This is a genomic window from Flavobacterium sp. HSC-32F16 (assembly GCF_024171645.1).
GTDB lineage: Bacteria > Bacteroidota > Bacteroidia > Flavobacteriales > Flavobacteriaceae > Flavobacterium.
Genome location: NZ_JALKAC010000004.1, coordinates 283,773 through 299,014, shown reverse-complemented (window position 1 = coordinate 299,014; position 15,242 = coordinate 283,773). Strand labels below are relative to the sequence as shown.

At 35.5% G+C, this 15,242-nt stretch carries 9 protein-coding genes; all 9 read right to left on the bottom strand.

What is annotated here, in order from left to right:
• Positions 1-30: 30 nt before the first annotated feature.
• Complete coding sequence (locus L1276_RS14640; protein WP_253789004.1) at positions 31-1,437, bottom strand: MFS transporter; 1,407 nt, start codon at positions 1,435-1,437, stop codon at positions 31-33.
• A gap of 144 nt (positions 1,438-1,581) precedes the next feature.
• Positions 1,582-2,721, bottom strand: coding sequence for an exo-beta-N-acetylmuramidase NamZ domain-containing protein (locus L1276_RS14635; protein WP_253789002.1), 1,140 nt, complete (start codon positions 2,719-2,721; stop codon positions 1,582-1,584).
• 189 nt (positions 2,722-2,910) lie between these two features.
• Positions 2,911-4,209: a serine hydrolase gene (locus L1276_RS14630; protein WP_253789000.1), complete on the bottom strand. Its 1,299-nt coding sequence runs from the start codon at positions 4,207-4,209 to the stop codon at positions 2,911-2,913.
• A gap of 16 nt (positions 4,210-4,225) precedes the next feature.
• Positions 4,226-6,730, bottom strand: a complete 2,505-nt coding sequence (locus L1276_RS14625) for a beta-N-acetylhexosaminidase (protein ID WP_253788999.1) — start codon at positions 6,728-6,730, stop codon at positions 4,226-4,228.
• A gap of 12 nt (positions 6,731-6,742) precedes the next feature.
• Positions 6,743-8,224 (bottom strand): glycoside hydrolase family 10 protein, encoded by a 1,482-nt coding sequence (locus L1276_RS14620; RefSeq protein WP_253788997.1) that lies wholly within the window; start codon positions 8,222-8,224, stop codon positions 6,743-6,745.
• A gap of 287 nt (positions 8,225-8,511) precedes the next feature.
• On the bottom strand, positions 8,512-9,330 hold the full coding sequence (locus L1276_RS14615; RefSeq protein ID WP_253788995.1) for an alpha/beta hydrolase family protein: 819 nt from the start codon (positions 9,328-9,330) through the stop codon (positions 8,512-8,514).
• Positions 9,331-9,372: 42 nt separating this feature from the next.
• Positions 9,373-12,288, bottom strand: a complete 2,916-nt coding sequence (locus tag L1276_RS14610) for an FAD-binding and (Fe-S)-binding domain-containing protein (protein WP_253788993.1) — start codon at positions 12,286-12,288, stop codon at positions 9,373-9,375.
• 121 nt (positions 12,289-12,409) lie between these two features.
• On the bottom strand, positions 12,410-14,338 hold the full coding sequence (gene nagB, locus L1276_RS14605) for a glucosamine-6-phosphate deaminase (RefSeq protein WP_253788991.1): 1,929 nt from the start codon (positions 14,336-14,338) through the stop codon (positions 12,410-12,412).
• Positions 14,339-14,477: 139 nt separating this feature from the next.
• Complete coding sequence (locus L1276_RS14600; RefSeq protein WP_253788990.1) at positions 14,478-15,227, bottom strand: DeoR/GlpR family DNA-binding transcription regulator; 750 nt, start codon at positions 15,225-15,227, stop codon at positions 14,478-14,480.
• Positions 15,228-15,242 lie beyond the last annotated feature (15 nt).

Here is a 15,242-nt window from a genome sequence, read left to right as displayed (position 1 = left end):
TGGTTAAGTTAAAATTATATTTTAGTTCGATTAATCGGCTGGTTTTAAATTATCTCCGTCTTTAAAATGCAGTCTTCTAAAAACGAACCCGGATAAAATGGTTAAAGAACCTACAACCAGAAAAGTATATCGAAATGCATTATGAATTTCGTGATGAATAAGTTTTACATCACCTTGAAAAACCTTTAAAACTAATAATCCGAAAGCGATTCCAAAACCAATTGCCAGTTGTTGATTAACTGAAATTAAGGAGTTTCCGCTGCTGGTATGATACTGTCTTAAATCGGCAATAGAAATAGAATTCATAGAGGTAAATTGTATTGAGTTAAAGAAACCCAATATCGAAATTATGGGAACATACCAATAAATAGAAGTATGAATTGTTGGAATAGCCAGACAGCAAATTAAGAATCCAATAATAAAAGTATTGACCATTAATGTTTTTCGGTAACCAAATGTGTTCAAAATCCCAATTACAGCCGATTTTCCAAACATTGCAGTCAGAGCCATTGGCGCCACAATCCAGCCAGACACCACTGCCGACTGTCCGTAAGCTATCTGAATCATCATGGGCAGCAATAGCGGGATCGCACTGATCCCTAAACGTGTTGCCAGATTACCAACAATGCCCACTCGAAACGTTCTTACCTGAAACAGATTTAAAGGAAAAATAGGATTATTGTCTTTTGATGCATGGCGATAGTACCAATACAGCATTAAAAAACCAGACATTAAGATTGCTAAAACAGGTGAAACCCGAACCGTATTCCCGAATAATTCCAACGAAATAGACAATAAAAGTGAAGCTGCAGCAAAAATGAAAAAGCCTTTTAAATCAAAATCGATTATTTTAGATTTATAATTGGGCATGTATTTCAAACTTAAAAAAATACCAATAAGGCCAAAGGGAATGTTTATTAAAAAAATCCAGTGCCAGGATAAATAATCGACCATATAACCTCCCACCAACGGTCCTAATACCGGCCCAATTAAAGCGGGAATGATGGCAAAATTCATGGCTTTCAATAATTCTTTTTTAGGAAATGTTTTAATGAGAGCCAGCTTTCCTACCGGAGTCATTAAACTTCCTCCTACTCCCTGAACGATTCGGGCTAAAACCAAATGCGTCAGATTTTGAGAAAGCGAACAAAATAATGAGCCGAGACTAAACAAAACCAAAGCAAGAATAAAAACTTTCTTCGTCCCAAATTTATCCGATAAAAAACCGCTCACAGGCATAAAAAGCGCCAGAGTCAAAACATAACTGATAATTGCATTCTGCATATCCAGCGGCGATTCGTGTAAATCTTTGGCAATAGAAGGCAGTGAAGTATTCAAAATTGTTGAATCAAGCATCTGCATAAAAATAGAAGTCGCTAAAATAATGGGTAATATCTTTTTTATTGCTTCATTATTTTGCTCTGTAATTACTGTCATCACTTATATTTTTAGGCTGAAAATCTTTAATTCTTATTTTTTCAGGAAGAACTTTGACATACAAACTGCTATTTTATCCTAAAAAATAAAGGTACGAAAAACATTCTAGCCCATCATGAATTACAACTTGGCTAAAGTATTCTTTTAACGATAAATTAAATAGGGCGCTCTCATTTTCTTAAAGTTTTTCAAACCTTGCTGCCAGCCTTTTCTAATTTCTTCTTCAGATATTCCTGCTTCAATTTGCTGCTGTAATTTTTCATTTCCGGCTCTGATCGAAAACTTTCTTTTGTCGAAAAATTTTGATTTATCCGAAGTAGTTTGATATGCTTTAATCAGCCATTTTATTTCAAGTCTGTTAATTCTCGGAATTGATGATAAATCTTCTCCGTTACATTCTACACCATTATACAAAGGATCTTTATCACCAAAGTTAGGTTTTGGGGTAAAAGCAAAATCACTTTTTGGCAGATAAGGGGAACCATAAATCTGGAATTGCTTTTCTGTACCGCGTCCCATGCTTACATTCGTTCCTTCAAAAAGACATAAACTTACATACAAATTAACCGATTGGTCGTTTGGCAAATTTGGAGAAGGACGAACAGGCAGACTATACGTCATTTTTCTGTTATAATTCAAACACGGAATAACCGTGAGCTTGCATTGTACGCCATTTTTCAGCCACTTCTGGCCATTAATCATTTTCGCTTCTTCCCCCAAAGTCATTCCGTGAAGCAAAGGCGTTGGATGCATTCCGATACCGCTTTGAAAAGCAATGTCCAAAACCGGGCCGTCGACAATCGCAATATTCGGATTTGGACGGTCCAATACAATCAGCGGAACATTATTCTCTGCGCAGGCTTCCATAATCCTGTGCATTGTAGAAACATAAGTATATAATCTTGTCCCAACATCCTGCAAATCAAAAACCATGATGTCAATATCTTTTAATTGTTCAGGAGTTGGTTTATTGTTTTTCCCGTAAAGTGAAGTAATCGATAAACCGGTTTTGGCATCAGTTTCGTCAGACACATGTTCGCCTGCATCGGCAGTGCCTCTAAAGCCATGCTCCGGGGCGAAAACAGTCTTGATTTTGATTTTTTTTGATGCTAGAAAATCAACCAAATGGGTTTTATCTTCCATAATTCCGGTTTGGTTCGTTACAATACCTACACTTTTACCTTTTAATAAAGGCAGATATGCGACATAATTTTCAGCTCCTGTTTTTATTTTCTGCGCAAAAGATACTGTTGTAATCAGTATGTATAATACTAGTTTTCTCATACGGTTTGTTTTTTTCTTGCCACAGATTGAAAGGATTAAAAATGATTTTTTTTATTTGCCACGAATTGCACAAATTTTTACTAATTATTTTTTACGCAGATTACAGATAAAGCAGATTTAATTCGTGGAAATTCGTGCAATTTGCGGCGAAAAAAATCCTTCTAATCTGTTTAATCTGTGGCTAAAAAATTACTTATTAATTTGTCTCCATATCTTGGCAGTAAAATCATCTTTATACATCAATCTGTTGGTTCTTGTTGGATTAACTCGATTGGTTAAAATAATCAGAAATCTATCTGTATCAGGATTCATAAAGAAAAAAGTTCCCGTAAAACCTGTGTGTCCAAAATCATTTGCTTTAAAAAACTCATCTGGTTTTCGTTTATCAAAACCCAATCCGCGGTAAATTCCTTCCTTAGCTAGAGGCGAATTTGTAAATTCTTTTACAACTGATGTTTTCAGAATTTGTTTACCGTTATATTTTCCATTATTCAAAAGCATCTGACAGATAACCGAGATTGATTGTGCATTGGCAAACAAACCTGCATTTCCGGAAACACCGCCAAAAATTGCCGCAGCTTCATCGTGAACATATCCTTTAATAGTGTCTTTTCTAAAAAAATTATCCAATTCTGTTGGCATTACATTTTCTTCTGAAGTCCATTTCAACGGATTATAACCAATTTTAGAGATTTCTAATTCAGTATAAATTTCTTTTGTCAAATCATCTAATTTCAAACCTGTTTTGGCTTCGATCATTTGTTTTACCAAAAGCAAATTCAGATCGCTGTAAACATATTTCCCTCTTGTGTTCGTATTTGCCACAGCAATTTGTGCATAAACCGTTTTATAAAATTCCGGATTTAACCACATATTTTTATAAATCTGAACCCAATTTTCTTTTGGTATAAACGAAAGATAGTTCGAATCATACACAATATTCTTATTCACATACATCGTGTCAAACAAATCAGGATAAATATCTGACTTCTCCTTGCTTAGTAAAGGTGAACCATCTGGCGTTGAAAGCAGACTTTGATAAAAAGTGATACTTGCTTTTAATCCTGAAGTATGCGTTAATAATTCAAAAAGTGTTAAATCGGCAATTGGGGTATTTTTATAAACTGCAGCGACATCTCCTAATTTATCTTTTAAATTTATTTTATCTTCTCCAACTAAACGCATGGTAACAAGCGTCGCTCCTAAAACTTTCGACATAGAAGCCAGATCGTAAACATCATCATTTTTTACGGGCTGTTTTTTCGAGTAATCATGAAAACCATAATTTTTCGAAATAAAAACAGCATCTTTATTTCCCACTATAATCTGTGCTCCGGGAAAAAAGCCTTTTCCGAGTGCGTTTGTCATCATCGAATCAATGTAAATTTCATTTCGTTTTACATCAAAAGATTTCTTTATCTGCGAATAACTATTTATCCCGAAAAAAAACAAGGAAACAAGTATAATTCTGACTGTTATCTTTTTCATATCTAGATATTATTTGCTACGGATTAATTCTTAAGTCCTGCCCAGCCATAAGAGGCTCGTTATTTGTTCCTGTAATGACAATTTTTACTGCCTTTACAGGTTTTTTTGGATAAATTGATGCATTTCCGTAATCAAAAGCATCTCCTTTTATAAAATCAATTCCGTTATAAGAGTATTCAACATAACCATTATTCACAATAAATCTTGGATGATGCGGAATTCCCGTTAATACATCAATTTTAGAAGAAGATACGGAATTTGTAAAAGTGTATAAAATCCAGTCGCCATTGGCACACGCAGCATCAGTTCGCAAATAAGTTTCGGCATTATAATCTTCTAAAGTCGAAATTGGAAATTTAGGTTTTTCTGCCATCGACGACGTCACTTTTACTTCTGGCTCTAAATAAGGAGAGCAATTGAAATTTACTTTTGCAGCTGATTCTTTTGCTTCTTTATTTTCAACTGTAAAATCCAAACGGTACGTGTTTTTTTCATTGTAATTCTCAATTACAAATCGCAGACGTGGTTTTGATTTCAGTGTTTTTTCTTCAGGAAAACTTTGTATTACTTTATCATTTTCAAAAAGTGAAACCGTCCTTATAACGCCGTTTGAACTTGCATCTGTAATTGAATTAAAGCTTAAATACCAAATTCCGTTTTTGTCTACATGTTCTGAAATATTTTCTGAAATATTCAAAACTTCTGCTTTTGAAGTATTCCAAACTGCAACAGGCAGTTTTTCTACTTTTACTGCCGGACTTGCCACATCTTCATTAAAAAAAGTACGGAACATATAATGCTCGTAATCCTTTGTTTGAATTGGTTTTGTATACAAAGCCGATTGTCTTGTTGGTTCATTACCTTGTGCATCATAACGTACAACCGCACCTTCGTAAGGCGGTGTTACTGTAATAGTGCCGTTTTGATAAATTGCGGTTGGCGGAAAATCCCTAAAAGCAATTCCCATAGCCGCCAAACGCTGTAAATGACTATGCGTTAATCTTCCGTAAAAATCATCCCAGTTTTTGTCTTCTTTTTTAGACCATCCAATTTCAGACAAAGCGCTGATTCTCGGATAACTTTGGTATTCCATAATTCTGGCTGGACGGTCTAAATATTCACTCCACAAGGCACCCTGAACACCTATTATATTTTTTTGCTGTTCCGGTGTTAAATCATCAGTAGGAATTGGCTCAAACGAATAGGCTCTTTTGGTATCAGTTATAGCGGCCCAGCGATGGCCTCGTTCTGTTTCAGACTGCGCCATATCAAAATAGGTATATTGTCCTGGCATCATAATAGTTTGATATCCTTTTTTTGCCGATTCAATTCCGTAACTAATTCCCTGCCAAGCAGAAATCAAAGTATTTGGATCGATTTCGCCGCCTTTTAAAATTTCGTTCCAGCCATCAGTTTTTTTATGGTATTTATCTACAATTTTTTGAACTCTTCTAAAAAAATAATTTTGAAGCTGAAAACTATCTGTATATCCTTCTTTCGCCATCAAAGCCTGGCATTTTGGGCAATGCTCCCAGTTAGCACGATTGACTTCGTCTCCTGCAACATGAATATATTCAAAAGGAAAAAGCCCAGAAACTTCTCTAATAATCGAATCTAGAAGAACATAATTTTCTTCACGACCCACACACCAAACATTTTTTACTTCGCCCTGAACACTTTTAAGTTCCTGCGTTATAGCGCATCCCACTTCCGGATACGAAGCGGTTACGGCACGCGAATGTCCCGGAATTTCAATTTCAGGCATAACTGAGATACCGCGATTGGCAGCATACGCCACCACTTCTTTAATATCTTCCTGCGTATAAAAACCTCCATAACGTTTGTCACCAGATCCGTATGATGGCAGTAAAACTTCTCCCGGACCTCTCCAAGCTCCTTTTAAAGTTAAATCAGGCATCGATTTGATTTCAATTCTCCAGCCGTTATCATCAGTTAAATGCCAGTGAAAAATATTCATTTTATGTGCAGCCAGCCAGTCGATATAATTTTTAACGGTTTGTTTATCAAAAAACTGTCTTGAGCAATCGAGCATCATACCTCGCCATTGAAAACGAGGATAATCTTCTATTTTTACAAACGGGATACTTCCTTTTTTCACATCTTTTGCAGAACAAATCTGAAATAAGGTTTGAAGGCCGTTTAAAACTCCGTTTGCAGATTTTCCTTTTACCAAAATTCCTTTTTTGGTGATACTCAATTTATAACCATCATTGGGGAAGCTCATTTTTTCATCGACCAAAAATGCAATAGTATTTTTTTTATGTTTATTTCCGATAGAAACGATAGGACTAATCCCTGTATATTTTGAAAAAGAGGTCTTTATATACTCAGCACTTTTTTCTGCTTTTTTGTCTACAATAATTTGTACTGATGACGGAATAACAAATACGCCTTCATTTTGTTCCACCTTTACCGGTTTTGGAACTATATCTAGTTTCTGTGCTTGTATGGTACTTAAAGAACTCAGAAAAATGGCTATCAGCAATACACTTTTTTTCATGGCTTTTATTTTTTATTTTATTGAAAATTCTATTGGAGCGCTTTCTGTCTGGGTCTGACTTAAAGCGGAAACGGCGTAGATATAATTCTCAAAATCAGCATTTGGAACTTCTAATTTTGTTTCTGTTGTTACATAATAAATATTCGCCGGATTAGAAAAATCGGTTATTTTTCCTTTTGAAAATTTATAAATGACATATTTCTTATCATCCAATTCTGCTTTCCAGCTCAAAACGGCTTTATCTCCTTTTTTAGTAATTACAGCATTTGAAGGTATTTGTGGTTTTATTCTTGTAATTCTGTTTGCTTCGGGAGTTAAAGCAATATATTTATATGGTTTTTGAATAAGAGGATTTCGAAGCGTATCTCCTTTTTTAAAGAATGAATTTGCTGTAAAATGCATCGAACCGTCTATTTGAGGTAATTTCCGAATCATTTCAATTTGTTTCACGATTTGATCAGGACTTCTCCACTCCGGTTCTTTGGCAGTATTGGAAATCTTATAATCGCCATGGCCTACATAAAGGTTTGCGCCGTATTTGTGCGCTGCCCACCATTTTGCCAGAACTTCAAAATTAGCTCTGTCAAAACCAATGTGCCAGTACAATTGTGGTGTTACATAATCGATCCAGTTTTCTTTCTGCCATTTTAAAATATTGGCATACAAATCGTCATAATTGGTTGCTCCGGCCACGGTATTCGAACCTTCTGAATCTTTGGCAATATTTCGCCAAACGCCAAAAGGCGAAATTCCGAATTCTACTTCCGGCTTATTGGCAATGATAGTGTCTCTGATTTGCTTGATGATTAAATCGACATTGTCTCTTCGCCAGTCGTCTTTGTCTTTAAACTGACGCGGTTCTTTGGCAAATGCTTTTTCATCCGGAAATTCTTGTCCGGCAATTTTATACGGATAAAAATAATCGTCCATATGAACGGCCTGAATATCATAATTTCGAACTATTTCGCCTACTACAGATGCAACAAAATCTCTGGTTTCTTTGTAACCCGGATTAAAATATCTTGATTTTCCGTAGGTCAGAAATAATTCTGGTTTCTTGAAATACAAGTGCGTTTTGGTCAATACATCTTTTACGGTATCTTTTTGAACTCGATATGGATTCAGCCAGACATGAACGTTCATTCCTCTTTTTCCGGCTTCGTCAATCATCATTTGCAGCGGATCAAATCCCGGAGCAACGCCTTGAGTTCCGGTTATCCAATGCGATGCCGGCTCTTTTGTTGATTTATAATAAGCATCAGCAGTTGGGCGGATTTGAAAAATTACGGTGTTTAAATTATTGGATCTTAAATTATCTAAAATCATAATCATTTCCGCTTTCATCTGTTTGTCCGACAATCCCGGTTTAGACGGCCAGTCGATATTGTCTACTGTAGAAATCCATGCTGCACGCATTTCTCTTTTTGGTGATTCCTGACTGAAAAGTTTCGTTTGAAACAGCAGTATCAGAATTAAAATTTTTAGGCTTTTCATAAGTACTATTTTTGGTTAGTTAGTATATTTTTTATTTGTGGCTTAAAATTTAACCGCAAAGAGCGCAAAGGTTTACGCAGGGTTCGCAATATTTTTTAAAGCTGTATTTTTTAATCTTTTGCTATTTTTTCCATCACAACAAAAAATCATTTCAATCCTTTAATCTTTGGCTACAAAATATTTTGATACGGTTAAAAAGTTCCTAACAGGTTTTAAAAACCTTTTAGGATAGGTAACCAACCTAATTTTATATGCTGCTTAATCGTATCGCAGCACATAACTTTTATTTATTTTTTCTCTTTGAAAAAATTATCAAAAAACAGTAATTGAAACTTTAATGAATTTTCCCAATAAGCCAGATTATGTTCTCCAGGACGTTCGATATAATCGTGATTAATTTTTAATTCCAGCATTTTTTCATGAAGTTCTCGGTTCACTTTCATAAAGAAATCATCAACGCCGCAATCTATAATCAGCTTTAAATTATTGTCCTTTACCAGATCAAGCAGATTGGTAACGGTGTTTTTATTCCAATTTTCAGGAAAATCTGTTATAGAACCCAGACGTTTTTTAATGTCCCAATTTTCTGGAAACGGACGAAAATCGACTCCGCCGCTCATACTTCCTGCCGCACCAAATATATCCTGATGTTTAAATGATAAATACAATGCTCCGTGTCCGCCCATGCTCAAACCTGTTATGGCTCTGCCTTCGCGATTGGAAATAGTTTTATAATTTTTATCTATAAAAGGAACTAATTCATTTATTACATAAGTTTCATATTTAAAATTGGGATCAATCGGGCTGTCAAAATACCAGCTTGAATAATTTCCATCAACGCCAATAGCAATAAAACCGTATTGATCAACCTGCTTTCCGAGGTCTTTAAAGTCTTTTGCCCAGCTTCCGTAATTGCCGCTGTAACCATGAAGAAGATACACGACCGGAAATCTATCTTTGCTTTTTTTATAATTATCCGGAACTATTACAGAGGTTTTTATGTTCTTATTCATTGAAGGACTAAAAACCTGAATTGTGTCAATTTTTGCTGCTTTTGCAGAAAAAAATACGAATGCCAGAAGTAAAGTGCTGATTGCTTTTTTCATAAAATCTTGTTTTAAACTATTAGATCTTCAAATTTGAGAAACTTATTTCAAACAATCTCTTAAAATTGTTACCGGATGCATTGCTTTTCTGTTTGTTCCGTCAAAAATCTGGTGTCGGCAGCTGGTTCCGGCTGCTGCAATTGCAGTTTCAGGTTTCGTTGCCCGAATTTTTGGAAACAAAGTATCTTCTCCCATCTGCATACTGATTTCGTAATGCTCTTTTTCATAACCAAAAGATCCTGCCATACCACAGCAACCCGAATTATAAATTGTAACGGTGCTATTTTTCGGTAAATTCAACATCGAAAATGAAGCTTCAACAGTACTTAATGACTTTTGATGACAATGCCCGTGGATCTTTATTGTTTTCTCCATATCCGAAAATTGTCCGGAATGAATTTTTCCTGTTGTAATTTCTCTTTTGAAAAACTCTTCGACAGTAAAAACATTTTTTGACAGCTTTTCAGCTCCTTCCTTATCTTTTGCCAATCTAAGATATTCGTCTCTAAAAGTCAATATTGCAGATGGTTCAATTCCGATTAATGGAATGTTATCGGAAATTAAATCTTTAAAAATATTCACATTTTTATTGGCGATTTCCTGTGCTTGTTCCAGGAAACCTTTTGACAGAAAAGCTCTTCCGCTTTCTTCATGATCTGTAACAAAGACTTCGTAACCTAAAGCTGTTAATAATTCATACGCATCAATCCCAACAGAAACGTCGTAGTAATTGGTAAACTCATCACAAAAAAGATATACTTTTCCGTTTTTAAAAGAATTATTTTCTGCTGCCTTTTTATTTTTGTCGTACCATTTTTTAAAAGTTTTTGGTGCTAAAAGCGGTACTTGCCTTTTAGGAGCAATTCCCATACTTTTTTTAACCAAAGGCAGATTAGCAACAAAATTGGTCATCGATGGTGCAATGCTTCCAAACTTATTCAGTTTTGAATTGAAAGCAAATATTTTATTGCGGACAGAAAATCCGTTTGCTTTTTGGTATTGGTATAAAAATTCTGCTTTTAAAGTCGCCACATCTACATTACTTGGGCATTCGCTGGCACAGGCTTTACAGCTTACGCATAATTCAAATACTTTATATAATTCTTCGTGGTCAAATTTATTTTCTTTTTCAGAATGCGTCAGATATTCTCTCAGCGCATTGGCTCTGGCACGAGTGGTGTCTTTTTCGTTTCGGGTCGCACGATAGCTCGGACACAAAGTTCCTCCCGCTGATGGTAATTTGCGGCAGTCACCAGAACCGTTGCATTTTTCGGCAGCTCGTAAAATTCCTAAACTATCAGAGAAATCCTGAATCGTTTTTATTTCTGGTTCTGTCCTTCCTGCTTCAAAACGAAGATTTTCATCCATTTTAGAAGCATTCACAATTTTCCCAACATTCAAAATCGTATTGGGATCAAATGCTTTTTTTATACGTTTGAGAAGTTCATAGTTTTTATCGCCAATCATAAAAGGCAGAAACTCTCCTCGTAAAATCCCGTCGCCATGTTCACCGCTTAATGAACCTTTGTATTTTTTTACCAAATGAGCCACTTCCGTGGATATATTCCTAAACTGGTGTAATCCTTCTTTTGTTTTTAAATTTATCTTCGGACGTAAATGCAATTCTCCTGCTCCGGCATGCGCATAATAAATGGCACTTTGTCCGTGTCTTTCCATCATAGCGGCAAAATCGGCAATATAATTTGGAAGATCGCTGAGTTCTACTGCCGTATCTTCAATAGAATCGGCTGCTTTATCATCGCCTACAATACTTCCTAAAAGTCCCAGACCCGCTTTTCGAACCTCATTTACTTTATCAATATCAGCTCCGTAAATTTTAGGGAGTGCATATCCAAAATTATTATCCGTCAGGTCTTTAATTAAAAAATTGGCTTGCAATTCAGCATCTTCCATACTAATATGCGATCCTACTTCAAGCATGATAACCGCTTTTGGTTCTCCCACAATAAAAAATCGGTTTTTAGCTTGTTCCCTATTGGTTTTGGTACAATCTAAAATCGTATCATCCATCATTTCGCAAGTGTACAAATGGTGCTTCATTGCAACAACTACCGCTTCTAAACTTTCCTGAATGGTATGAAAATGCGCCACAACCATGATATTGTTTGTAGGCGGCAAATCGTCTACTTTCAAAGTGATCTCGGTTGTAAATGCCAGAGTTCCTTCACTTCCGCAAAGTAATTTTCCTAAATTAATTGTGTTTTCTGTTCCCGAAAACAATTCCGATTTTAATAAGGCATCAATGGCATAACCCGTATTTCGTCTGTGAATTTCAGGTTTTGGAAATTCTCTCGTAATTTCTTCCTGATTTTCTTTATTCGAAAGTTCGTCATAAATTGTTTTATATATTTTACTTTCTAAAGAATCGCCTTTTGTTTTTTCAAGAAATTCCTCCGAAGTCAAATCATTAAAAACGGCAAGACTTCCATCACTCAAAACCGCTTTTATCTCGACAACTTTGTCGCGGGTTACACCGTAACGTATTGAGGTTGTTCCGGATGAATTATTCCCAACCATTCCTCCAATCATACAGCGATTGGTTGTTGAAGTAGTTGGACTAAAAAATAATCCGTGTGGTTTTAAAAATAAATTCAGTTCATCTCTAATTACTCCGGGCTGTACGGTAATGGTTTTCTTTTCGGCATCAAAAGCAACAATTTTGGTAAAATGTTTCGAAACGTCTACTATAATTCCGTTTCCAACGGTTTGACCCGCAAGAGAAGTTCCAGCCGTTCTGGGCGTTATCGAAATTTTGTTTTTTGCCGCAAAGCGAATGATTTTCACAATATCTTCTTCGGTTTTAGGAATGGCAACAGCTTCCGGAATGATTCTATAAGCAGAAGCATCTGTAGCATAGAGCTTTTTATGAAGTTCATCATAAAAAAGAGTTCCTTCTAAGGAATCAGATAATGATTGTAATTGGAGAGAATTGGGCATTTATTTGGTTGTATTGCTTTTGGTTGGTAATCTAAAAGTCTATTTTGATTGTGTTATTTAAACCTGACGGGTTTTAAAAACCCGTCAGGTTTAGCAGAAAAGAGTAACTTTTCGAATGTTATTAATAATCAAAACGTTTAAAAGCTTCAATAGCTTCATATTCTGCCAATCCTAATTCATCATACAGAATTGCGGTATTTTTATTTCGGTCTTCTGCCCTAACCCAGAATTCTCTTGAATCATTTCCCTGAAACATAACTCGGTCTTTTTGAGACTGGTGATATAAAATGGCGTGGCGTTTCAATAATACTTCTGATGGAGAAAGCGGGACTGCCATATCAATTTCATGAATATCCCATTCGTGCCAGGCTCCTCTGTAAAGCCATAACCAGCAGTCATCCATGTATTTTTCAGGTTTGAGTTCTTTCATTGCCGCAAAAATCGCATTCAGACAAACTTCATGTGTTCCGTGCGGATCTGCCAAATCGCCGGCCGCAAAAACCTGATGCGGTTTTATTCTGGCAATAATTTCTTTTACAATGGCAATATCTTCAGCACCTAACGGATTCTTTTTTACCTGTCCTGTTTCATAAAACGGAAGATCTAAAAAGTGTGTGTTTTCATCTTTTAATCCAATGTATCTTGTTGCCGCGTAAGATTCTCTTCTTCTGATTAAGCCTTTTAATTTTCGAACTTCAAGAGAATCAATCTGATTTTCTGATTTGTTATTTAAAAACTCAATAACGGATTTGAAGTTGATGTCTTTTGGAAGATTTCCGCCTGCAAAATCGTTGCAGACCTCAGCAAATTTCAATGCTTCATCGTCTGTAACTGCAATATTTCCGGAGGTTTGATATACAACATGTACATCGTGGCCTTGTTTTATCAATTTTGAAAAAGTTCCTCCCATTGAAATCACGTCATCATCTGGATGCGGACTGAAAAGGATAACTCGTTTTTTTGCCGGATTGGCTCTTTCCGGACGATGTGAATCATCGGTATTGGGCTTTCCGCCCGGCCATCCTGTAATAGTGTGCTGCAATACGTTAAACATATTGATGTTCAAATCGTAAGCAGAACCTTCTTGTGCTAATAGATCTGACATTCCGTTGTTGTTGTAATCACGGTCTGTCAATTTTAAAATAGACTGGTTTGTTTTCTGGCAAAGCCAAACAATCGCTTTACTTTTTAATTCCTGTGTCCAAATACATTCTCCAACCAGCCAAGGTGTTTTAAATCGCGTTAATTCTGATGCTGCAGACTGATCCAGTACAAAAGTTGCATTGGGATGATTCTGTAAAAACGTTGCAGGAACATCAGAACTTATTTCGCCTTGAATAGTTCTCTTAATGATAGATGCTTTGTTTTGCCCCCAAGCCATTAATACAATTCTTTTCGATCTCATAATGGTAGAAACCCCCATCGTAATCGCTCTTTTAGGAACATTGTCGATTCCGTTAAAGTCAGATGAAGCGTCTACTCTTGTTATATGATCTAGAGTAATAATTCGGGTTCCTGAATTAATGTGCGATCCAGGCTCGTTGAAACCAACGTGACCCGTACGGCCAATTCCAAGCAATTGAAAATCAAGTCCGCCTGCTTGTTTGATTTTCAACTCATAATCAATACAGTATTGATTTAATTGTTCTAAAGCAATTGTTCCGTCTGGAATATTAACATTTTCATGTTTAATATCAATATGATTAAAAAGATGCTGATGCATGAAATAATAATAGCTTTGACGGTTTTCTTTATTCATTGGATAATATTCGTCCAAATTAAAAGTGATGACGTTACTAAAGCTAAGACCTTCTTCTTTATACATTCGAACCAGTTCTTCGTATACTTTAATTGGTGAGGAACCTGTTGCGAGGCCAAGTACACATGATTCGTTGTTAGTTTGTTTTAAACGTATTAATTCAGCTATTTCTTGAGCGACATTTTTTGAAGCTTCGGCAGAGTTTTCAAAGATCACATTATGATTTTTTTCAAATCGTGTTTCTTCAAATTTTCCCGGAATATCGTAAGCCAAAGAAGTAGTGGTTTTCATAATATATCTGTTGTAGTTAAAATTAGTTTTAACAAATATATATACAAAAAAGACAACAAATACATTATTTTGCGTTATTTAACAAAATTAAATTTAAATAACGCAAAAAAACGCAGAAAAGTTTGATTGAATTTTTAAATTATAATATAAATACCCCAGATTTTCTATATTCTTCCAATCTTACGTCTTCTGGATCCAGATTGGTAACAATAGTATCAAGCTGATTTAAATCGCATACAACATGAGGCATTTTGGTATTTAATTTATTGGAAGAAAACATCGACACAACTCTGTCAGAAGCTTCTATCATAGCTTTTTTAACCATTGAGACTTCATAACCCACTTCTGTAAGCCCTTGTTTTATATTAATACTACTGGCTCCTATAAAACAAATATCGGCCTTAATTTTAGACACAACCTGAATTACATCCATACCAATTGTAACCATTGCGTTTTTCTGCATCTTGCCTCCAATAAATATTAAATCTATATTGGGATGTTGTGACAATTGCATTGCAATGGGAAGACTATACGTATATATTGTAGCTTTTAAATCAGAAGGAATAAGTTTTGCAAACACCAAATTTGTACTTCCACCGCTCATTATAATAACCTGGTCATCATGAAGTAATGACAATGCTTTTGTTACGATTTGCTTTTTTTCTTCTTCACCCGAAATACTTATATTAAAAACATCTGCCGATTTTTCTTTAATCTCAACGGCTCCGCCATAAACCTTTTCCAGCAGTTTCTTGCTGTCAAGTTCGTTTAAATCCCTTCTAATGGTATCTTCAGACAAATCCAGAGCCAAAGCTAAATCAGTTGTGACAACTTTCTGTTCTTCAACAAGCTTAGTCATTATATATTTATGTCTTTCGGCTTTCAGCATTTTTTAAAAAGTTAA

Bases quoted from the DNA above. Each gene is read 5' to 3' on its own strand.
- L1276_RS14640 (WP_253789004.1), bottom strand. From the start codon at position 1,437: ATGACAGTAATTACAGAGCAAAATAATGAAGCAATAAAAAAGATATTA.
- L1276_RS14610 (WP_253788993.1), bottom strand. From the start codon at position 12,288: ATGCCCAATTCTCTCCAATTACAATCATTATCTGATTCCTTAGAAGGA.
- L1276_RS14630 (WP_253789000.1), bottom strand. From the start codon at position 4,209: ATGAAAAAGATAACAGTCAGAATTATACTTGTTTCCTTGTTTTTTTTC.
- L1276_RS14600 (WP_253788990.1), bottom strand. From the start codon at position 15,227: ATGCTGAAAGCCGAAAGACATAAATATATAATGACTAAGCTTGTTGAA.
- L1276_RS14615 (WP_253788995.1), bottom strand. From the start codon at position 9,330: ATGAAAAAAGCAATCAGCACTTTACTTCTGGCATTCGTATTTTTTTCT.
- L1276_RS14625 (WP_253788999.1), bottom strand. From the start codon at position 6,730: ATGAAAAAAAGTGTATTGCTGATAGCCATTTTTCTGAGTTCTTTAAGT.
- nagB (WP_253788991.1), bottom strand. From the start codon at position 14,338: ATGAAAACCACTACTTCTTTGGCTTACGATATTCCGGGAAAATTTGAA.
- L1276_RS14620 (WP_253788997.1), bottom strand. From the start codon at position 8,224: ATGAAAAGCCTAAAAATTTTAATTCTGATACTGCTGTTTCAAACGAAA.
- L1276_RS14635 (WP_253789002.1), bottom strand. From the start codon at position 2,721: ATGAGAAAACTAGTATTATACATACTGATTACAACAGTATCTTTTGCG.